Below are 20,943 nucleotides of genomic sequence, written 5' to 3'. Positions count from 1 at the left end.
CCTCACACCTCTGCCCGGGGCCGACGGCCCAGGGTCACATCGCGCAGGATGATCTGGTTCATCTCCGGCCCCTCGAAAATCAGGTCCACCCACAGCCGCTCCACCCGCTTTTCGTTGATCTTGGTATAGGCAAGGTCAAACTCCACCATCACCTCCTCATCCCCCAGCGGCAGCTCGCGCACGATCTGCTCCACATTGGGCCCGTGCTTGATGTTCAGCCGCGCGAAAATCTCCAGCGGCTTTTCCATCTCGACGATCACATCCAGCCGGATCAGATGGCGCAATTTCAATCCGTTGGCCACCTCGGGCGGCAGGTCCAGCACCAGGCTCAGGAAAGACCCGTCAAAGCGGAACACATCCATCCGAAAGCCAAAGGGGGCAAGATCGGCAGGCCGCGTATTGCGGATCTGCCGCACGGTCAGCTCAGACTGGCGGCAATCGTGAAACACCGTCGCCCCATCACAGACCTGCGCCTTGCCCGGAACAGAAGAAAACCCTGGCACCGGAATCGGCCCGCGCCACAGCGTCGGCCGCCAGGACCAGTCGGTGCCCAGCGGACGACGCATCGCGTTCGAGCCGATCACCGGCAGCGCCAGCCGGTGCTCCGCCTCATGGATCACCCGGTCCAGCTGACGGCGGATCGCCCGCGCCCGCCCGCGCACCGCCGTCAGGGTCTCAAGGTCCAGTGTCGACGCCCGGTCGGCCACCGCCCCCCAGCGGCGCTGCACCCGGCGCTGCAACACCCGGTCAAGAAACGCGTCAAACCTGCCTGCCATCTGCTTTCGCGAAACCCCACCCGGAAAATGCCGCTGATTGTTCACACACCGGCAACGATTCCCTTTATTGCCGCAAAAAACACCAAGACTCCACATACTTTGCAGGCGAGGACTGGCAACCGGATGCGCCGGGGCTGCGCTTCCTCCCAAAGGGTAGGGCGGGGTTCACCCTGCCACAGGCTCCCGCATCGCGGGTGAACCCCGCCCTACGCCCGGCAACCAGCCGTCCGATCCCAGGCAAAGCCGATTTTTGTGTCAGACCACTGACCCAAATCGCATGGAAAAAAGGAAACCGCCATTCGCACCTGACGCAGCGAACGAGCGAAAAGAGCCCTTATCGGTCATTGCCTTGTTGGTGCTTCCTCGCCATTCTGCGGTTATGAAACACTCTCTGCAAATTCGCCTCGCCCAAGAGTCTGACGCAGGTCAGATCAGCGGGTTAGTGCAAAAAACAATCCGCATAAGCAACGCTCAGGACTATTCCCACGCAGTCATCGAACGAGTGGTCGCAAATTTTTCAACCGATACAGTTCAGCGTCTCCTCAAGACCCGCACGGTTCTGGTCGCCATTAAAAACAATGTCACGGTTGGCACTGCAAGTCTGGACGGCGAGGTCGTGCGGACCGTTTTTGTAGACCCCGATGTGCAAGGTCAGGGCGTTGGAAGACAGCTGATGAAAGCCATCGAGATAACGGCAAAGCGTGGAGGCACTACTATGCTTCAGGTGCCAGCCTCTCTGACAGCAAAGCCATTCTACGCTCAGCTCGGATATACCGAGGTTCGGGACGTTTTTCACGGCGAAGAACGGACAGTCATCATGGAAAAAGGGATTGGTTAAGGAGCGTCCGCTTCGTCCGCACAGCGGACCCTCGCGCGTCCCGCAGCAAAGGTCCAGCTTGGGTCGGAAAAGCTTGGCAGTCGAGTCGCGATTGCTTGGCACGGCCGTCCGACAAGGTTCAGAAAATCCAAAGGTTCGGGTCGCTTACGGATGGCATTCGACATCGGCGCGGGGCCTCAGCGATTGGCCCGGCGCAGCGCGCGGCTGGTGGCCTCCACCAGCTTGCGGCTTTCCACCTCGTCCAGATCGGGGCCAGAGACCTTGATGCTCACCGTGCGCCCGCCCATCGCGGTCATCCCGCGCCAATAGGTGCCCTCCCCCCGGTCCGCCACCCGGAACAGGAACAGCTCCCCCACGGTCCGGGCCGAGGTCACCGCAACATCCGCCGCCCGCCCCCGGCGGCTCAGCGATTTGCGCCCCGCCTCGGTCGCAAAGAACGCCGCCATCTGCGGCCCGCCCGCCGCCATCACCGCCGCGCTGCCAGCCCGGCCAAAGGTGACAGAAATCACCGCAGGCAAAGCCGCCGCCCGGTCGGTGCAGCGCCCCAGCAACACCGCCACCGCGCCATCACTCTGGGTCAGCGTGGCCGGGTCCGGGCAATAGCCTGCCGGGCCCTGCACCGTAATCTCCTGCGCCCGCAGCGTCACCGCCTTGGGCAGCGGCACCTCTGCGCGGACGGCAAAGGGCTGGCACAAGGCCAGCCCCAGCACCGCAACCCGGGCCTTACTGGTCCATATAGACATGCTTTTCAGCCTTGGCCCCCGGATGCGTCACCGCACCCCAGCGCGCGCCCCCCACCAGCTTGGCATATTTATACAGCGCCCCGGTGGCATATTGCGTCTCGCGCGGGCCTTTCCACTCGGCCTTGCGCGCCGCCAGCTCGTCATCACTCAAAGCCACCGACAGCTCGCCGGTCAGCGCGTTGAGCGTGATCACATCGCCGGTCCGGATCAGCGCAATCGGCCCGCCATGCGCCGCCTCCGGCCCCACATGCCCCACGCAGAACCCGCGTGTGGCACCCGAGAACCGGCCATCGGTGATCAGCGCCACCTTCTTGCCCATCCCCTGCCCAGACAGCGCGGCGGTGGTCGACAGCATCTCGCGCATCCCTGGCCCGCCCGCTGGGCCCTCATTGCGGATCACGATCACATCGCCCTCGGCATAGTCGCGGTTCTTCACCGCCTCGAACGCGTCTTCCTCGCATTCGAACACCCGCGCCGGGCCGGTGAACACCTGCTCGGCCTCGGACATGCCCGCCACCTTCACGATCGCCCCATCGGGTGCCAGATTGCCCTTCAGCCCCACCACGCCGCCGGTCTTGGTGATCGGGGTCGAGACGGGGTAGATCACCCGGCCATCGGCCTCGCCCACAATCTCATCCAGCGACTCGCCGATGGTCTTGCCGCTGGCGGTGATGCAATCCTCATGCATCAGGCCTAGTTTCATCAGCTCTTTCATCACGATCGGCACGCCGCCAACCTCGTACAGATCCTTGGCGACATATTTCCCGCCCGGTCGCAGATCGACGAAATAGGGCGTGTCGCGCATGATGTCGGCCACGTCGAACAGATCGAAATCAATCCCCGCCTCATGCGCAATCGCCGGCAAGTGCAGCGCGCCATTGGTGCTGCCCCCGGTGCAGGCCACAACCCGCGCCGCATTCTCAAGGCTCTTGCGCGTCACAATGTCCCGCGCCCGGATGTTCTTTTCAATCAGGTTCATCACGGCGACGCCCGACGCCTCGCCATACTGATCCCGACTCTCGTAAGGGGCAGGCGCGCCGGAGGAGTTCAGCAGCGCCAGCCCGATGGCCTCGGACACGCAGGCCATGGTATTGGCGGTGTATTGCGCGCCGCACGCCCCCGAGGACGGGCAGGCCACCCGCTCCATGATCTCCAGCTCCGCCGCTGACAGCGTCCCGGCCTGGTTCTTGCCCACCGCCTCGAACATGTCCTGCACGGTGATGTCCTGGCCCTTGTAGCGGCCCGGCAGGATCGACCCGCCATAGATGAACACCGATGGCACGTTCAGCCGCACCATCGCCATCATCATCCCGGGCAGGGATTTGTCACAGCCGGCCAGACCCACCAGCGCGTCATAGCAATGCCCGCGCATCGTCAGCTCCACCGTATCGGCAATCGCATCGCGCGAGGCGAGGGATGAGCGCATCCCCTCATGCCCCATCGCGATGCCATCGGTCACGGTGATGGTGGTAAACTCGCGCGGCGTGCCGCCCCCCTTTTTCACCCCATGCTTGACGATCTGCGCCTGACGGTTGAGCGAGATGTTGCAGGGTGCCGCCTCGTTCCAGCAGGTGGCCACGCCGACCCAGGGCTGGTGAATCTCTTCCTCGGTGATGCCCATGGCATAGAAATACGACCGGTGCGGCGCGCGCGCCGGGCCTTCGGTCACATGGCGGCTGGGAAGTTTCGACTTGTCGAAACGCTGGTTCGTGGACATGGGCATCCTCCCGTAATGACTGGCTGGAACGGGAATAATCGGCGAACCCCCCGGGGGCAAGCCGCGAAAACAGGGTATAAAACCGAATCGCGGGCGTAGGGCGGGGTTCACCCCGCCATTGCCGCGCGATGTGGCGGGGTGAACCCCGCCCTACCCATCAACGCCACCGCCTCATACTCTGGCGTGGCAACTGTCTTTCACGCCCCCAATTCCGGGTCGTGCTTGGGTCTCCCCGCCACCCGTCCCCCAAGGCGGGGTGAACCCCGCCCTACCCCGTGGCTGGCACACGCCGCGCCATGACACACCGCGATGCGTTTGCCGTGCCGGTAGGGCGGGGGTCTCCCCGCCACCCGTCCCCGCATCGGCGGAGCGGCCTCCGCCCCCAACACCGCCCCTTCCCTCCGCCGCCCATATGGCTACTGTGCCGCCCCATGACATCGCACCGCATCCCGGCCATCGACCTTGCCCGCAGCCTCGCCCTTCTGGCGATGGCGGGCTATCACCTTACCTTCGACCTGATGCTCTTTGCCCATCTGCCCCCGGGCTTCGTCTTTCAGGGGCCATGGCCGCTGATCGCCCGCGCCATCGCCTCCAGCTTCCTGTTTCTCGCCGGGGTCTCGCTCTGGCTGGCCCATGGCACTGGCATCCGCTGGCCTGCCTTCTGGAAGCGCTTTGCCATGCTGGCCGGAGCCGCCGCCCTTGTGACCATCGCCACCTATGTCGCCATGAGCGGCCAGTTCATCCGCTGGGGCATCCTGCATGCCATCGCGGCGGGCAGCCTGATCGGGCTGCTGTTCCTGCGCGCGCCCATCATCCTGACCGTCGCCGTCGCGGCGGCAGCCTTCACCGCCCCGCATCTGCTCCGCTCTGACCTCTTCAACGACCCCTATTGGATCTGGCTCGGCCTCTCCACCACCATCCCGCCGATGATGGATTATGAACCGCTGCTGCCCTGGCTCTGCCCGGTCCTGCTTGGCATCGCCATCGCCAAATTGATGACCCGCGCCGGCGCATGGGATACCTTGCGCCGCTGGCAACCGGGGCGCCTCGGTCGCGCGATGCTCTGGCCCGGCAGGCACAGCCTTGCCATCTACCTGATCCACCAGCCCGTGCTGTTCGGCGCGGTCTACCTCTTCACCCGCTACCTGTAGGCCGCCATGCACCCGCTTCCCGACCAGCCCGACCTCTACGCCGCCCTGCGCGCCAGCGGCGCCGCCCCGCAGGATCTGCCCGCCCTCATCGCCGCCAGCCCCGCCCCGGTGGCCGCCCGGCTGCGCGTGGCCGACCATGGCCTGCTGCGCGCGATCCTGCGCGCAGGGCGCGGCCAGCCTGCGATTCCCACCGCCCCGCAGATCTCCGCCCATCTGCAAGGCCAGAGCTTTGCGCCGCTGTTCCGCCCCGATATCGCCAGCGGCCCTACCCTCGCCCTGCTGACCAATGGCGAACACCCCGACATGCCCGCCTTCTCGGACCGCGCCTTTGACGCGTGGTTTGCGGCAAAGGGCATCCCCTACGGCATCGGCACCTATGGCGAGGATCGCTCGGTCTACCGCACCGCCCAGTTCGCCGATGCCATCAGCCCGGAACGCCGCACCCGCCACCTTGGCATTGATGTCTTCGCGCCCGCCGGAACCCCGCTCTATGCACCCCTGCCGGGCCGTGTCCTGCACCTGACCTACAACGCAGACCCGCTGGACTATGGCCATACGCTGATCCTGCAACACTGCGCCGGGGATGTCCCGTTCTACACCCTCTACGGCCACCTCGCCGCCACCCTTCCCGATCTTCTCGAACCCGGCGCACCGGTCGCCGCAGGCCAGCACATCGCCGACTTGGGCGACTGGCCCGAGAATGGCGGCTGGGCCCCGCATGTGCATTTCCAGATCATGACCGACATGCTGGGCCAGACCGGCGGCAACTTCTATGGCGTCGGCCACAGCAGTCTGTGGGATGTCTGGCAGTCCATCTGCCCCGACCCCAACCTGATCCTGCGCTTGCCCGACAGCGCTTTCATCCTGTCCTGACCGCTCAAACACCCTGCGCACCAACGTCATGACGTAAGCCATACGCAAACCATACGCCCGCCAGACGCGATCCCTACGCCGCTGCCGATTGCAAATCCCGCCCCGGCGCTCTATCTGAAACCAAAGACCGGCACCCGAAAGGCCCGCCCGCATGAACTGGATCTCGAACTACGTCCGCCCGAAAATCAACTCGCTCTTCTCGCGTCGGGAAGTGCCGGAAAACCTGTGGACGAAGTGCCCCGAATGCGGAACCATGCTGTTCCACCGCGAATTGGCCGAGAATCTGAACGTCTGTTCCAACTGCGACCACCACATGGCGATCAGCCCGCGCGATCGGTTCAAGTCCTTGTTTGATACGGGTATTTTCACCGAAGTGAAGGTGCCCGAGGCGGTCGTGGACCCGCTGCATTTCAAGGATCAGAAGAAATACCCCGACCGTCTGAAGGCCGCACAGAAGGCGACAGGCGAGAAAGAGGCGATGCTGGTCGCCGAAGGCGAGATCGGCCGCACCCAAGTGGTTGCCGTGGCACAGGATTTCAGCTTCATGGCAGGCTCCATGGGCATGTATGTCGGCAACGCCATCCTTGCCGCGGCTGAGCGCGCCGTAAAGCTCAAACGCCCCCTCATCCTGTTCTCCGCCGCCGGTGGTGCCCGCATGCAGGAGGGCATTCTGTCACTGATGCAAATGCCGCGAACAACCGTTGCAGTTCAAATGCTTAAAGAGGCGCGGCTGCCCTATGTTGTCGTGCTGACCCACCCCACAACCGGGGGGGTGACCGCCTCTTACGCCATGCTGGGCGATGTGCAGATTTCCGAACCCAATGCCCTGATCTGCTTTGCCGGGCCGCGGGTGATCGAACAGACCATCCGCGAAAAGCTGCCCGAAGGCTTCCAGCGCGCCGAATATCTGCTGGACCACGGCATGCTGGACCGTGTGACGCATCGCAAGTCTCTGCGCGAAGAGCTGATCACCATCCTGCGGATGCTGACCAACCAACCCCCTGCCGTCAAAGGCGACCTGCCCGCCCCGACACCGGAACCAGCCGTTGTGGCCACACCAGCAGCCCCCACAGCAGGTTGATCTTGACCCCCGGTTCTGACGCGATCCTTGACCGGATGATGGCCCTGCACCCCAAGGTCATCGACCTGACGCTGGACCGCATGCACCGCCTGCTGGCCGCGCTTGGCAACCCCGAACGCGCCTTGCCCCCTGTCATCCACATCGCCGGAACCAATGGCAAGGGCAGCACCCAAGCCATGATCCGCGCCGGGCTGGAGGCGTCGGGCGCCGCGGTCCACGCCTATACTTCGCCGCATCTGGCACGGTTTCACGAACGCATCCGGCTGGCGGGCGAGTTGATCAGCGAACCCGCGCTGACGGCGCTGCTGGATGAATGCGTGCAGGCCAATGGCCCTGACTCCATTACGTTTTTTGAAATCACCACCGCCGCCGCCCTGCTGGCCTTCGCCCGCACCCCCGCCGATTTCACCCTGCTTGAGGTGGGTCTTGGCGGGCGGCTGGATGCGACCAACGTCATCGACACCCCCCGCCTGACCCTCATCACCCCGGTCAGCATCGACCATCAGCAATATCTTGGCGACACTCTGCCCGAAATTGCCGGCGAAAAGGCCGGGATCATCAAGCGCGCTGTGCCGGTGATCGTCGGCCCGCAAGAGCCCGAGGGCTTGGCGGTGATCGAGGCGCGCGCCGCGCGCATGGGGGCACCCGTCTTTGCCCATGGCCAGCACTGGCATGTGGCCGAAGACCGCAACCGCCTGATTTATCAAGATGAAACCGGTCTTTTGGATCTGCCGTTGCCCAATCTGCCGGGCCCGCATCAGATCCAGAACGCAGGCAGTGCCATCGCCGCCCTGCGCGCGCTTGGCCGGGACGAAGCCGCCTGCGAGGCCGCCGTGACCCGCGCCGTCTGGCCCGCCCGCATGCAACGCCTGCGCCGCGGACCGCTGGTGGACATGGCCCCTGATGTCGAGCTTTGGCTGGACGGCGGCCACAATCCGGCAGGCGGGCAAGCGATAGCGGCGACGCTGGCCCGCTTGCCCACGCGCCCGACCTATCTGATCTGCGGCATGCTGAACACCAAAGATGTGGCAGGCTATATGCGGCCGCTGGCACCACAGGCCACGCATCTTTTCGCCGTGTCGATTCCGAATGAAAAGAACACGTTACCGGCGGAAATCACGCGTGACGCGGCGCGATCGGCCGGCCTGCCCGCCACAGCGGCGGCGTCGGTTGCTGATGCCTTGTCGGCCATCACCGCCATCAACCCCGCGGCCCGTGTGCTGATCTGTGGCTCGCTCTATCTGGCCGGCGTCATCCTGCGGGAAAACGGCTAAGCCTTTGTCGGCACGCCATAACGTGCCATGAACATGTCTACCGCACCGCGCACCGACCGGCGCATGCGGTCTTCGTTCACCTGATGATCCATGCGGAACAAGAGATTTTCCGCCAGCGACGCCTTGCACAGCTGAATGAACTGCTCTGCCGCCAGATCCAGATCGTCAATCCGCAGCGCCCCGCTCTGCACCAGATGATGCAAGTGATGCACCAGCCTGTCGTGAACCAACCCCGGCCCGTTGCGATAGAAGTCACGCGCCAGTTCAGGGAACCGCGCGCCTTCACCGCTGATCAGGCGAAAGGCATTCTGCCCGAATTCCGACATCATGAACCCGGCAATCCGCTCTCCGGCCAAGGTCAGCATGGCTTCTACCGTCATCGACGGGTCTATCCTTGCCTCAACGTCATCCGCCTGCAAACGGCATTCCTGCGCGCAGATTTCCTTGAAAAGCATCTGCTTGTCCGGGAAATAAGCGTAAAGCGTGGCCTTGCTGACCCCGGCCTCACGCGCGATGTCATCGACCGAGGCACCGTCAAAGCCGTCGCGCAAAAAGACCGTTCGGGCGCCGTCCAGCACCTGATCAAACTTGCGCCCCCGGCGCACGCCCTGTTCCGCGACTTCAGTCATGGTCACCCCTTTTGCCAGACCATAGGTCAGCAACAGGCCTGTCGGCAAGGTGGCGATCCGGTCAGCTTACTTGCAGGCCGGCTCCGCCGGGGTGGCAGTCTCGCAGCCTTTGGTCGACTGGGTGCTCTGATCCTCCTGCGGCCAGGTCAGGTTGGGCAGGTCGATGGCCACGCCAAAAGCAAAGGCAGGGGCTGCGGTCAGAGACACGGCAAGGGCAAAAAGAACGGAACGCATGGGAAGCTCCATAAGTGAACTGTTTGGTTTAGATTAAATGAACCTAATGGTTCGCAATTTCAAGCCATAAATGAACTAAACGGTTCATTTATGGCTGTTGCCTTTGCGTGCATCTCGAGTATCTTAGAATGATTCCAGAAAGTATTCATCATGCTCTCTTCCCTGACCCTGCGGCGCCGCTTTTCGGATCTGTCCGAACAAGAGGTTTTGGCGCTGGCCATTTCCTCGGAAGAGGATGATGCCCGCATCTACCGCAGCTATGCCGAACGTCTGCGCGACAGCTATGGCGCAACCGCCATGGTGTTCGACGGCATGGCGGCCGAGGAAGATGACCACCGCCGCCGCCTCATCGACCTGCACCGGCAGCGCTTTGGCGAGGTGATCCCCCTGCTGCGCCGCGAACATGTCGCCGGGTTCTATGCCCGCCGCCCGGTCTGGCTGGTGGAGAACCTGTCGCTCGACACCATCCGCGCTGAGGCAGAGGCGATGGAAAAGCAGGCCGAGGCCTTCTACCTGCGCGCCGCAGCCGGCACGACAGATGCGGGCACCCGCAAACTGCTGGGCGATCTGGCGGCGGCGGAGGCGGGCCACACTGCCAAGGCAGCCTCGCTGAGCGCAGACCATATTGACCCCGAGTCGGAAGACCAGGAAAACCGTGCCGCCAAGCGCCAGTTCATCCTGACTTGGGTGCAGCCGGGTCTGGCCGGGCTGATGGATGGGTCAGTCTCCACCCTTGCCCCGATCTTTGCCACCGCCTTTGCCACGCAAGACACCTGGACCACTTTTCTGGTCGGCTCTGCCGCCAGCGTCGGCGCTGGTATCTCGATGGGATTTACCGAGGCCGCGCATGACGATGGCGTGTTGTCCGGACGTGGCAGCCCCTGGAAACGCGGGGTGGCGTCAGGCGTGATGACCACGCTGGGCGGGATGGGCCATGCCCTGCCCTATCTGATTCCCGATTTCTGGACCGCGACCAGCGTTGCCATTGTCGTGGTCTTTGTCGAGCTTTGGGCGATTGCGTGGATACAGAACAGGTTCATGGAGACGCCTTTTCTGCGCGCGGCACTGCAGGTGGTTCTGGGCGGCGCGCTGGTCTTTGCGGCGGGTGTGTTGATCGGCGGGGGATGACCTTTGGCAGGCGTCGCAGATCAGCCGCCCAGATGGGTTTCACCCCGTGCCGCGGCAAGCTCCATCTGGCGTTGACGCTCCCGAAAGCGGGCGCGGTCCTCGAGCGTGTATTCGGTCACGCAAGCCGCGCAACAGACGCCTTTTTCATAAGCCGGATCATCCCGGCCTTCGGGCATCACCGGGCGGCGGCAGGCGCCGCAGCTTTCGTTGCGGCCGGGGATCAGCCCATGGCCGACCGAAACACGACCATCGAAGACGTAACATTCGCCCTGCCACAGACTGTCTTCCTGCGGCACCTCTTCAAGGTATTTCAAGATGCCGCCCTTCAGATGAAAAACGTCTTCCACCCCCTGCGAAATCAGGTAGTTGGTCGATTTTTCACAGCGGATTCCCCCGGTACAGAACATCGCAATGCGCTTGTTGTGAAAGCGGTCACGATTTTCGGCCCACCATTGGGGAAATTCGCGGAAGCTGCGGGTGGCCGGGTCTACCGCGCCGGCAAAGGTGCCGATGGCGACCTCATAATCATTGCGGGTGTCGATCACCGCCACATCGGGCTGGCGGATCAGATCGTTCCATTCTGCCGCCGTCACATAGTGGCCGACCCGCGCCTTCGGGTCCACATCAGGCACGCCCATCGTCACGATCTCGCGCTTCAGCCGCACCTTCATCCGGCCGAAGGGCATCCCTTCGGCGGTGCTTTCCTTCCACTCCAGATCGGCACAGCCCGGCAGCGCGCGGATATGGGACAGCACGGCATCAATCCCGTGGCGCGCGCCTGCAATCGTGCCGTTGATGCCCTCTTGCGCCAGCAGCAGCGAACCCTTCACCCCCTGCGCGGCGCATAGCCCCGCCAAGGGCGCGCGCAAGGCCGCCGGGTCCGGAAAGCGGGTAAAGTGATACAAGGCCGCGATGATGATCATGCCCGCGCAATAGGCCAAGCGCTGCGCAGGATCAAGCCAGTGCGCCCCTAACCGCAACGGCAATTGACACGCGGGTGCCGATCCCTACCACTACTGCAAGCCATGAGCGGAGACCAAGATGCACCCATCCAGTGACGCTATGATCGTGATCGACGTGCAGAACGATTTTTGTCCCGGCGGCGCGCTTGCCGTGGCAGAGGGCGACGCGATCCTGCCAGGCATCAACGCCCTGATGGCCGAGTTTTCCGCGGTGGTGCTGACCCAGGACTGGCACCCGCAAGACCACAGCTCATTTGCCGCCAATCATCCCGGCGCCGACCCTTTCAGCCAGATCCAGATGGGATACGGCCCGCAGGTGTTGTGGCCGACCCACTGCGTGCAGGGCAGCACCGGCGCGGCCTTCCATCCCGACTTGCAGGTGGACCGCGCCGATCTGATCTTGCGCAAAGGCTATCGCCGGGCCATCGACAGCTATTCGGCCTTCTTTGAAAATGACCGAAAGACACAGACCGGCCTGCACGGCTATCTGCGTGACAGGGGTGTGTCACGGCTTGTGCTGGCCGGCCTTGCCACCGATTTTTGCGTGGCCTATTCCGCGCTCGACGCGGTCCGTCTGGGCTATGCGGTGACCGTGCGCCTGGATCTGTGCCGAGCCATTGATCTGGACGGCAGCCTGACCGCGATGCTGGCTCGGCTGGCGGTCGAGGGGATCGGGCTGGAGGGCTGAAAAGCGCCGACAGAACTGGACAGCGCAGCGCCCAGTTGATTTAACGGCCTAAACTGCCGTGCAGGAGCCGCAAGATGGTCGAAATTGCCACCCGCGTCCACAATCACAAGTGGAAGATCGACCCGATCGTCCGGTCACTGCTGGACACTGATTTCTACAAGTTGCTGATGTGCCAGTCGGTGTTTCGCAACCGGCCCGACACCACGGTGACCTTCAGCCTGATCAACCGGACAAAGAGCATCCGGCTGGCCGATCTGATCGACGAAGGGGAGTTGCGCGAACAGCTGGACCATATCCGCAGTCTGCGCCTGTCGCGCGGCGAAAGCACCTTTCTGCGCGGCAACACCTTTTACGGCAAGCGTCAGATGTTCCGCCCCGATTTCATGGAATGGTTCGAAGGGCTGCAACTGCCAGCCTATCATCTGGAAAAGCACGACGGTCAGTATGAACTGACATTCGAAGGCAAATGGCCCGAAGTGATGATGTGGGAAATCCCGGCTCTGGCGGTGTTGATGGAACTGCGCTCGCGCGCGGTGCTGCGCACCATGGGCCGGTTCGAGTTGCAGGTGCTCTATGCCCGCGCCATGACCAAGTTGTGGGAAAAGATTGAAACATTGCGCCGCATCGACGGGTTGAAGCTGGCCGATTTCGGGACTCGCCGCCGCCATTCCTTCCTGTGGCAGGATTGGGCGGTGCAGGCCCTGATCGAGGGGATGGAGGAAAAGTTCATCGGCACATCGAATTGCCTGATCGCCATGCGACGCGAGGTTGAGGCCATCGGCACCAATGCCCATGAACTGCCGATGGTCTATTCGGCCTTGGCAAATTCCGATGCCGAGCTGGCACAAGCCCCCTATCAGGTGCTGGCCGATTGGCATGAAGAGCATGACGGCAACCTGCGCATCATGTTGCCCGATACCTATGGCACCGAAGGCTTTTTGGCCCGCGCGCCAGAATGGCTGGCAAAATGGACCGGCATCCGCATCGACTCGGGGGATCCGGCCAAGGGTGCCGAAACAGCAATCCGCTGGTGGAAGGACCGGGGCGAAAACCCGCAGGACAAGCTGGTGATCTTTTCCGACGGGCTCGACGTCAACAAGATCGCCGAACTGCATGCCCAGTTTGCGGGCCGGGTCAAAGTGTCGTTCGGCTGGGGCACGATGTTGACCAATGATTTCCGTGGCCTTGCCCCTGATGACGGCCTGGCCCCGTTCAGCGTTGTTTGCAAGGCGATTGCGGCGGATGGCCGGCCCACCGTCAAACTGTCGGACAACCCCAACAAGGCCATGGGCCCGGCGGATCAGATCGCGCGCTACAAGCGGGTGTTCCATGTCGGCGAACAGGCTGCGATGGATGTGGTGGTCTGACCTCTAGCCCAGACAGCGCCGCGCAAACATCACGGCCCGCGCGATGTGGCTGGCATGGACCGGATGGCCCGGCGGCAAGCGGGGAGCCGCCCAGCCGACCGAAGCCAGCACCCGCGCCAGAGTAAACGCATCGACCTGCGCGCAATCTGCCAGACCATAGCCCGCGCACAGTGCTGCCCGGATCTCGGAATAGCCAGGTTCGTACAGGTTCTGCGACAGGACGGTGCCAAGGTCATACAACCGGTAGCCAAATCCACTGTCATCAAAATCGATCAGCGAAAGAGAGCCACGGGTCACAAGGATGTTTTCACGCAGCACATCGGCATGGATCAACCCTGTCGAACCGCCGTGATCCGAAAGCTGTGCGGTCAGCCAGTCACGTGACGCCGCCAGAAGCGCAGCCTCTTTCGGGCTCAGCCCCGGATGCTCCCAGAACCGGCCCCAGAACGGTCTCTCTCCCACCAGACCGTCGCAGTCCCATCGGGGGCGGGTGAACCCCTCGGGCAAGGTCAGCCGGTCTGTCACCGCATGCACACGCGCCAGAAGCTGCCCCAGCGCATGATGCTGCGCCGCCTGATCTGCCACAGCCCCAACAAGCGGCACCCCGGCCTCGCCAAAGGGCACGCCCTCGACCCAAGCGACGACCGAGGCCATCCTTCCGGACCCCAGCACCGCCAGATGCCCGCCATCCGGCAGGGGCAGCGCAGCAGGCACCGGCAACCCCGCCCGCGCCAGTTCCGCACACCACCACAGTTCCGACCGGATCGCAGCTGCGGACTGATAGCCGCGCCGGTGCAGACGCAGCGCCGCGCGATGGCCAGGCAGCGCCAGTTCATAGACCTCGTTTTCACGCAGGCGCAGCGGCCGCACCACCGTCCCGCCCCACAACGCGGCCGCTTCTTCAGCCTCTCTCATACCGCGTCCAGGGCAGTCTGCAATGCATCGGCCAACAGGTCGGCCTCGGCCCGCCCGAACACCATCGGCGGGCGGATCTTGAGCGTCGCCCCGTTGCGCCCGATCCGGTTCAACAAAAATCCGCGCGCCACCATGTCCTCTACCAGATCGGCAGCAAAATCTCCTGCGTTTTCACCGCCGAACTCCAGCCCGAAGAACATGCCCACGCCGCGCACATTCGCAATCCGCCCGTGGCGCAGGGAACGCAAACGCTCCAGCAGATAGGCCGACGTGGCAGCCCCCTTGGCCTGCAATCCCTCTTCCTCGATCACCTGCAATGTGGCAAGACAGGCCGCCGCCGATACCGGGTTGCCGCCAAAAGTGTTGAAGTACCCAAAAGCGTCGCGGAACGCTGCCATCACCTCGGGCCGCGCCAGACAGGCCGCAACCGGGTGTCCATTTGCCATCGGCTTGCCAACCGTCACCACATCGGGCGCAAAGCCCAGCCAGTCGTGCCCCCAGAACTGGCTGCCCACCCGGCCAAAGCCCGGCTGCACCTCATCACACAGGATCAGCCCGCCGGCCTTGCGCACGACCTCCACCACCGGGTCCAGAAATCCCGGCCCCACCTCCGGCAAGCCTTCATTGGCAAAGACCGGACACAGCATCAGGCCAGAAAAACCAAAGCCCGCTGCCTCCAACTCGCCAATCGCCGCAGCGACATGCACAGCAAACGCCGCCGGCTGCGCCTCTGCGCTGCCGCCCAAAGGGGCCAGCGTCTCGGGTGACGGCACCAACCGCACATGCGGTGCCCGGCCGCCAATCGGGGGTCGTCGCGTGGAAAGCTGGCTCACCGCCGCGGTATTGCCGTGATAGGTGGCGTCCGTCGCGATGATCCCGGTCTTGCCCGTCACCGCCTGCGCCATCCGCAAGGCAAGATCATTCGCCTCTGACCCGGTACAGACCATGATCGCCTGCGAAATCCCATGCCCCAGCGTCGCGGTAAGCCGCTCGATATAATCCAGCACCAGATCATGGTGATAGCGGGTATGGGTGTTGAGCACCGCCGCCTGCTGTGCGATGGCCGCCACCACACGCGGATGACAATGCCCGACATGTGCCACGTTGTTGTAGCAATCCAGATAGCGCTTGCCCTCTGCATCCCACAGCCACACCCCCTGCCCGCGCACGATATGCACCGGGCTTCGATAGAATGTCGGCACATTCGGACCCATCAACCGGGCCCGGCGGGCCTCCATCGCTTCAGTCATCCTCGCCCTCCACCCGGCCGCGCCCGGCCTTCACATCGCCGCGCACCGCCTTGGCCTTCAACCGGCGCAAGGTGCTGCCATATGTTGGCTTGGTGGCGACCCGTCGTCTCGGGGCCACCAACGCGGCCCGGATCAGCTCGGCCAGCCGCTCGCGCGCCAGCTCGCGGTTGCGGGCCTGGCTGCGTGTCTCTTCGGCCCGGATCAATATCGCCCCGTCCAGCGTCCAGCGCCGACCGGCCAGCTTTTTCAGCCGCGCCTTGACCGGCCCCGACAGATGCGGCGAGCGTTCGGCCTCGAACCGCAATTCCACCGCAGTCTCGACCTTGTTGACATTCTGCCCCCCCGGCCCTTGTGACCGGGTGAAACTTTCACTCAACTCCCAGTCGGCCAGCGACACTGTATCTGTGATCCGCAACATATCCGCACCATAGCAAAGGCCCGCCCCAACGAAAGGGCCGCCCGCCAATTTCCTGTTGTTAAATATCCCCGCCGGAGGCAACGTCCGAGGCGGCGCGCAAGCGCCAACGAGATAAAGGCATGCGCGCCTTGCGCGCTCAATTTGGCAACCGCCGGTCACGCGCGGCACCGGAAACGAGAAAGGATCGCCGGTGTGCGGCGACCCTTTCCGAGTTCAAGGAGATGGGCCAGTTAGGTAACCTGTCCCAATCAAAGGTTGGTTGACTAAGGGGTTGCCCCTAGAAAACACCCCCCATGACTGTCCCGACACGTCTCTCCAATATCACTCTAGACACTGGATCACCTCCTTTCAATTGGTTGCCGATATGCAGAGCCTGCCACAGATTTTGTGGCTGTCAAATGCTTTTACGCAATCGGTGCGGTCAATTTTCTGACAATAATGCGGAATGGCAAAAGTGCCACCAAAGCGAGCAACAGCTTGACGCCCCAGTCCGCGACAGCCAGCGACACCCACAACGGGGCAGCAGGCCCCAGCCCGAGCAGCGGCAGAACCTCATTGGCCCAAGTGACATCATTGCCAGGTTCCAGCCCGGCCAGCGTGGTAGAAAACGCAATCGAGAAGAACAGCGCCGTATCGACCGATGATCCGACCAAAGTCGAGATCAAAGGTGCGCGCCACCAGACCCCGCCGCGAAAGCGGTCAAACACCGCGACATCCAGCAGTTGCGCGGTCAGGAATGCCACGCCAGAGCCGATCGCGATCCGCCAGGTCACCAAGGGACCAAATTCACCCATGATCTGCGTGCCGATCACAGAACAGGCCACACCGACGGCAAAGCCGGTGAACACCACCCGCCGCGCGGCTTGGGCACCGTACAGACGGTTGGTCAGGTCCGTCACCAGAAAGGCCAGCGGATAGGTGAATGCACCCCAGGTCAGCCACTGGCCGAATAGAAACTGCACAAGAATATTAGAGGCCACGACAGTCGCGGCCATGGCAACAATGCCAGGCAGAAGTTTTTGCATCATGTGATCCGTTTTTTATGCAAGGTCGCGGAGACTTGCCCCCCGATGGGTTGGGGACGCGCTGCCGTAGTGCACCGCGCCCCGCCTGTCAATCCATTCGGCCTTCAATCCACCAAGCGGTATTCCACGATTTCGGTCCGCTGCAGCCGCAAAAAGTTATCGTCCGAAATCATGGTCAGCCGAATTGCGCCGCTGGCATCGCGCCAGACCGACAGCCCTTCCAGATTGTCATGCAAGCCGGTTGCAGATTGCAGATGCATCCGCTGGTCACTCAACGCATCGTGGCCCACCTGGAACGAGCGGACCCGGCTGGCAAATCCGGCCAGCCCGTGAAAAGACCGCTCCAGCAGGTACAGCCGCCCATCCGGCCCGAAATCCGCGGCAACAGGCAGGAACACACCGTCACGCGGCAGATCAAACGGTTGCGTCCAAACCCCTTCTGAAAAGCGCCAGACCGGAAAGTCCGGACCAGTCTTGTTGACATGCTGCCCCATCAGCAGACGGATGCGCCTTGACGCCCCCACATCTTCTGGAAGGGTGTAAACCACGCCATCCGCGTCAATCGCCAGTGCCTCCAGCGCCGCATTGTGCGGAAGGTCCTGAAAGGCCCGTGGCCTTGGCAGCGGCTCGGCCGCAGCGTTTAGGCTGCGGTAGCGCACAACCCGCGCCACTCCCTCAAACGAGATATAGGTGGTCCCGTCCGCCGCAATGGCCATCCCTTCACTGTCGCTTTCCTCCGCAGACAGCGGGCCGCCCCGAACCGACTTCAGCCGTGTCACCGGACCCGCCTCAACGGCGGCTATCGTGCCGTCAGTCGCCCGGCGCAAGCGGCCCTGCACAAAAGCCCCCTGGTCGTTCAGCGCGGTAAACCGGTTTCCATCCGCCGAAAGCTCGATTGCCGAAAACCCGCCGAACTGCGGGTCCGCATCCATCCAGTGAAAGGCCCCCAAAAACCCCGGCGGCATGGTCGGACTGGCACTGCCCTGCAACACGAAGGCCATCAAAGCTGCCGCCGCGATCACCGCGAGGCGAGAACGTCCTGACATTGCTTGGGCAAATCTTTCATCGTGAACTGGCGCGGGTGGCGCTTACGGGGCACATCGGGATCAACAGGTTTCTTCGTCGTGGTCTTTGGCGGGTTCAGGTAATCGGTCACCCACCATGTCAGCGTCTCATCGCAGCCATTGCCACCCTTTGACAGCTCTTTCACCGTCGGCGTCTGGGTCTCGCACAGCCGTGCCCCGTGCGGGCATTTCAGCCGCACATGAAAATGGGTGTCATGACCGGCCACCGGGCGAATCTTCTGCAACCACGGCGTATCTGCACGCGTTGCGGTTTTGCACATTTCAATCTTGACCGCCGCTGCCACGAAAATCCGGTCCACCCTCGGATCGGACGCTGCCGCCTTCATCACCGCGTGGTGCCGTGCCGTCCAGTTGCGTGTCACCGATTTCTGATCCGCAGACCGCACTGGAATGGACGAGATGTTCTCGCGCTCGCGCCGCGTCAGGTTCAGCCGGTCGGGCGGAAGTTGCCAGATATCGGCATCCAGCCCGATCTGGTGGCTGGCATGGCCGCTGGTCATCGGCCCGCCACGCGGCTGGCTGATATCGCCGATATACAGGCCCGCCCAACCGATCTGCTGTGCCGTGCGGCTCAGATTCACCAGAAAGTTGATCATCTCTGGGTGGCCGAAATTACGCCCGCGCGACAGGCGCATGGCCTGCCAACTGGGCCCGCTTTCCGGCAATTCTACCAGCCCGGCGGCGCAGCCCTTGGCATAAGACCCAACCGGCATTGGTTTTTGCTGGCTGGGCGCGGCATGCGCGCCAAACAACTGGTTCGCCAGCTGCTGTGCCTGGGCCGCACCGGGCAAACAGAGGGCGGCTGCCAGCAACAAAGCTCTGATCATGCGGGCTCTCCATCCGGTTTGACCCAGAGTAGCAGGAACAACCCGATCAGGAACAGCACGATCAGCGGTGTCACGCCAAGTTGTTGGCTTCCGGTCAGGTCTGTCACCACCCCGATCGACAAGGGTGCAATGAAAGACGTGGCCTTTCCGGCCAGAGCGTATAGCCCGAAGGCCTCGGTCATCCGCTCCGGTTCGGCCTGCCGCACCATCATCGTGCGGCTGGAGGATTGCAAAGATCCTCCCCCCGCGCCAATCAGCGCGCCCAGGACATAGAACCCGACATCTGGCAAGATGCTGTCCGGCCCGACCGCAATGCCAAAGACACTCTGCCGGCTGACGAACACCACCGCTATCGCCACGAGCGTCAGCACAATGACATTCAGGACGATCACCGGCTTCGGCCCCATCCGGCTGTCCATCTTGCCGCCCAGCCAGGCAAAGATTGCCCCGGTCAGAGCCGCGATGATGCCGAAGATCCCCACATTGGTTACCGACCAGCCCAGCACGCCCGCAGCATAGATGCCGCCGAAGACATACATTCCATTGAGCGCATCGCGGTAGAACATCGATGAGGCCAGATAGGCAAACAGGCTGCGTTGATGTGGCAAGCGCGCCAAGGTGCGTTTCAGCTCGGGCCACACGGCGCGCAGGGCCTGACCAATGGGCAGCGCATCTGATTTACGCGGCTCTTTCACCCACAGAAAGAACGGGATCATGAACAGCGCATACCAGAGCGCCACCAGCGGCCCGACCGACCGCGTGCCTTCGCGCGTTTCCGGGTCCAGCCCGAAGATCGGCGCAATCCCCAGCAATGTGCGCCCTGATGTCCCCTCGGCCAGCAGCAACAGCATGATGATCAGCGCGACAATCCCGCCCAGATAGCCAAAGGCCCAGCCATTGCCCGAGATGCGGCCCAGATCATCGCGCGGGCACAGATCGGGCAGCATGGCATTGGTGAAGGTGGTGGCAAATTCCATTCCGATCAGGCCGATGCAGAAAAACAGCATCACGAACCAGACGTTGAAATCTGCAGGGGCCGAAAACCACAGCATCCATGCCCCAAGCACATAAAGCGCGGAAAACAGCCAGATGAAAGACATCCGCCCGCCAGACTTGTCTGCCACCGCCCCCAGCAACGGCGACAGAACCGCGATGATCAGTCCGGCGGTGCCGATCCCATAGCCCCAGATCGCCTGCGCGGCACTGCCATCGCCGATGACAGACACCACATAAGGCCCGAAAATGAACGTCAGCAGCAGCGTATTGTAAGGCTGGCTGGCCCAGTCAAAGAAATACCAGCCCCAGATCCGTTTCTTTGCAGCCGTCATTGCCTTCCCCCACGCGCCCTTCCGGGCGATTACCCGGATCAAAGCCCGAAAAGGAGAACGGGCGCAAGACGGCCTGAATGCAAAGGCTTATTGCATCGGAGGCCAAGGCCGCAGTGCATCGGCCGTGACCCAGGCGGTCACCCAATCGGGCAAGGCGGGGCTTTGCTCGGGCAGGCCAAAGGCCCGCGCCATCTCGGCCGGGGGCACCATTCCACCTTTGCCGCGCTCGCCCGCGCCGGTCACCGCCGACCGGATCAGGATATGCGAGGTGCATTCGCCCGCGCGCCACATCGACTGTTCGATATACAAAAACCGCGCGTCCCAGCCGATGATCCGGGTCCGCATTTCCAGCCTGTGGAACATCTTGACCCGGCGGCGATACCGCGTGGTGTTGCCCGCCACCGCCAGCCCCCAGCCGCGCGCCTTGAGCACCTTGTGCAGGCCCATCCGCTGCCCCAACGGAATGCGCCCCAGATCATATAGCGTCAATGTCCGGCCGTTGTTCAGCTCCAACCACGGATCAATATCCCAGGGCCAGCAGATGTGATGGCTGACATGTGTGTCAAACAGACCCAGCTGTGGGGCATTGCGGAATTTGAAGACTTCCTTGAACATTCGGACATAGGGATACATG

22 protein-coding genes are annotated in these 20,943 nt (G+C 63.3%); 8 read left to right on the top strand and 14 right to left on the bottom strand.

Features of this window, described 5'->3' with window-relative positions; all coding sequences use genetic code 11:
* Positions 1–2 precede the first annotated feature (2 nt).
* Positions 3–776, bottom strand: a complete 774-nt coding sequence (locus CXR43_RS01405; RefSeq protein ID WP_103332259.1) for a DUF6478 family protein — start codon at positions 774–776, stop codon at positions 3–5.
* Positions 777–1,053: 277 nt separating this feature from the next.
* Here CXR43_RS01405 and CXR43_RS01400 point away from each other — a divergent pair, with 277 nt between their 5' ends.
* Positions 1,054–1,614, top strand: coding sequence for a GNAT family N-acetyltransferase (locus CXR43_RS01400; protein ID WP_210402046.1), 561 nt, complete (start codon positions 1,054–1,056; stop codon positions 1,612–1,614).
* A gap of 176 nt (positions 1,615–1,790) precedes the next feature.
* Here CXR43_RS01400 and CXR43_RS01395 read toward each other — a convergent pair whose 3' ends face one another.
* Positions 1,791–2,357 carry a hypothetical protein gene (locus tag CXR43_RS01395; protein ID WP_146036451.1) on the bottom strand — a complete coding sequence of 189 codons (567 nt, stop codon included), beginning with the start codon at positions 2,355–2,357 and terminating at the stop codon, positions 1,791–1,793.
* A complete protein-coding gene (gene ilvD, locus CXR43_RS01390) occupies positions 2,338–4,074 on the bottom strand; it encodes a dihydroxy-acid dehydratase (RefSeq protein ID WP_435530776.1) in 1,737 nt (578 codons plus the stop codon). Before ilvD ends, CXR43_RS01395 begins: the two co-directional genes overlap by 20 nt.
* A 431-nt stretch (positions 4,075–4,505) precedes the next feature.
* Between ilvD and CXR43_RS01385 the strand changes: the two genes are divergently transcribed.
* The 4 genes from CXR43_RS01385 (at position 4,506) to CXR43_RS01370 (ending at position 8,453) form a co-directional block, all read left to right on the top strand.
* Positions 4,506–5,225 carry an acetyltransferase domain-containing protein gene (locus tag CXR43_RS01385; protein ID WP_168219719.1) on the top strand — a complete coding sequence of 240 codons (720 nt, stop codon included), beginning with the start codon at positions 4,506–4,508 and terminating at the stop codon, positions 5,223–5,225.
* 6 nt (positions 5,226–5,231) lie between these two features.
* Positions 5,232–6,098, top strand: a complete 867-nt coding sequence (locus CXR43_RS01380) for a peptidoglycan DD-metalloendopeptidase family protein (protein WP_103332254.1) — start codon at positions 5,232–5,234, stop codon at positions 6,096–6,098.
* A gap of 151 nt (positions 6,099–6,249) precedes the next feature.
* Positions 6,250–7,179, top strand: coding sequence for an acetyl-CoA carboxylase, carboxyltransferase subunit beta (gene accD / locus CXR43_RS01375; RefSeq protein WP_103332253.1), 930 nt, complete (start codon positions 6,250–6,252; stop codon positions 7,177–7,179).
* Positions 7,179–8,453 (top strand): bifunctional folylpolyglutamate synthase/dihydrofolate synthase, encoded by a 1,275-nt coding sequence (locus CXR43_RS01370; RefSeq protein ID WP_103332751.1) that lies wholly within the window; start codon positions 7,179–7,181, stop codon positions 8,451–8,453. The genes accD and CXR43_RS01370 overlap by 1 nt, the downstream gene beginning before the upstream one ends.
* Here CXR43_RS01370 and CXR43_RS01365 read toward each other — a convergent pair.
* Both CXR43_RS01365 and CXR43_RS17805 read right to left on the bottom strand, forming a co-directional pair.
* Entirely contained in the window at positions 8,450–9,082 is a 633-nt protein-coding gene (locus CXR43_RS01365; protein ID WP_103332750.1) for a TetR/AcrR family transcriptional regulator, read from the bottom strand. The two genes, CXR43_RS01370 and CXR43_RS01365, sit on opposite strands and share 4 nt — an antisense overlap.
* A 66-nt stretch (positions 9,083–9,148) precedes the next feature.
* Positions 9,149–9,316, bottom strand: a complete 168-nt coding sequence (locus CXR43_RS17805; protein WP_168219718.1) for a hypothetical protein — start codon at positions 9,314–9,316, stop codon at positions 9,149–9,151.
* 150 nt (positions 9,317–9,466) lie between these two features.
* On the opposite strand from CXR43_RS17805, the gene mbfA reads away from it, so the two are divergent.
* Positions 9,467–10,444, top strand: coding sequence for an iron exporter MbfA (gene mbfA, locus CXR43_RS01355; RefSeq protein ID WP_103332251.1), 978 nt, complete (start codon positions 9,467–9,469; stop codon positions 10,442–10,444).
* A gap of 20 nt (positions 10,445–10,464) precedes the next feature.
* On the opposite strand, the gene trhO is transcribed toward mbfA, so the two are convergent.
* Positions 10,465–11,367 carry an oxygen-dependent tRNA uridine(34) hydroxylase TrhO gene (gene trhO, locus CXR43_RS01350; protein ID WP_103332250.1) on the bottom strand — a complete coding sequence of 301 codons (903 nt, stop codon included), beginning with the start codon at positions 11,365–11,367 and terminating at the stop codon, positions 10,465–10,467.
* A 118-nt stretch (positions 11,368–11,485) separates the two neighbouring features.
* Between trhO and pncA the strand changes: the two genes are divergently transcribed.
* Positions 11,486–12,094 (top strand): bifunctional nicotinamidase/pyrazinamidase, encoded by a 609-nt coding sequence (gene pncA / locus CXR43_RS01345; protein WP_103332249.1) that lies wholly within the window; start codon positions 11,486–11,488, stop codon positions 12,092–12,094.
* Between the two features lie 74 nt (positions 12,095–12,168).
* On the top strand, positions 12,169–13,461 hold the full coding sequence (gene pncB / locus CXR43_RS01340) for a nicotinate phosphoribosyltransferase (protein ID WP_103332248.1): 1,293 nt from the start codon (positions 12,169–12,171) through the stop codon (positions 13,459–13,461).
* 3 nt (positions 13,462–13,464) lie between these two features.
* Here the strand turns inward: pncB and CXR43_RS01335 are convergent, their stop codons facing one another.
* The 8 genes from CXR43_RS01335 to CXR43_RS01300 form a co-directional block, all read right to left on the bottom strand.
* Complete coding sequence (locus CXR43_RS01335; RefSeq protein ID WP_103332247.1) at positions 13,465–14,376, bottom strand: phosphotransferase enzyme family protein; 912 nt, start codon at positions 14,374–14,376, stop codon at positions 13,465–13,467.
* On the bottom strand, positions 14,373–15,626 hold the full coding sequence (locus tag CXR43_RS01330; RefSeq protein ID WP_103332246.1) for an aspartate aminotransferase family protein: 1,254 nt from the start codon (positions 15,624–15,626) through the stop codon (positions 14,373–14,375). The genes CXR43_RS01335 and CXR43_RS01330 overlap by 4 nt, the downstream gene beginning before the upstream one ends.
* Positions 15,619–16,044 carry an alternative ribosome rescue aminoacyl-tRNA hydrolase ArfB gene (gene arfB, locus CXR43_RS01325; protein WP_103332245.1) on the bottom strand — a complete coding sequence of 142 codons (426 nt, stop codon included), beginning with the start codon at positions 16,042–16,044 and terminating at the stop codon, positions 15,619–15,621. Before arfB ends, CXR43_RS01330 begins: the two co-directional genes overlap by 8 nt.
* A 404-nt stretch (positions 16,045–16,448) precedes the next feature.
* Positions 16,449–17,072 carry a queuosine precursor transporter gene (locus tag CXR43_RS01320; RefSeq protein ID WP_103332244.1) on the bottom strand — a complete coding sequence of 208 codons (624 nt, stop codon included), beginning with the start codon at positions 17,070–17,072 and terminating at the stop codon, positions 16,449–16,451.
* Between the two features lie 101 nt (positions 17,073–17,173).
* Complete coding sequence (locus CXR43_RS01315; protein ID WP_103332243.1) at positions 17,174–18,115, bottom strand: esterase-like activity of phytase family protein; 942 nt, start codon at positions 18,113–18,115, stop codon at positions 17,174–17,176.
* Entirely contained in the window at positions 18,088–18,981 is an 894-nt protein-coding gene (gene mepA, locus CXR43_RS01310; RefSeq protein ID WP_103332242.1) for a penicillin-insensitive murein endopeptidase, read from the bottom strand. The genes CXR43_RS01315 and mepA overlap by 28 nt, the downstream gene beginning before the upstream one ends.
* On the bottom strand, positions 18,978–20,309 hold the full coding sequence (locus CXR43_RS01305) for an MFS transporter (protein WP_103332241.1): 1,332 nt from the start codon (positions 20,307–20,309) through the stop codon (positions 18,978–18,980). The genes mepA and CXR43_RS01305 overlap by 4 nt, the downstream gene beginning before the upstream one ends.
* Positions 20,310–20,396: 87 nt before the next feature.
* On the bottom strand, positions 20,397–20,942 hold the full coding sequence (locus CXR43_RS01300) for a thioesterase family protein (protein WP_103332240.1): 546 nt from the start codon (positions 20,940–20,942) through the stop codon (positions 20,397–20,399).
* Between the last annotated feature and the right edge of the window lies 1 nt (position 20,943).

This window comes from Pseudotabrizicola formosa (assembly GCF_002900965.1).
Lineage (GTDB): Bacteria > Pseudomonadota > Alphaproteobacteria > Rhodobacterales > Rhodobacteraceae > Pseudotabrizicola > Pseudotabrizicola formosa.
This window is presented reverse-complemented; position numbering and strand designations above follow the sequence as displayed.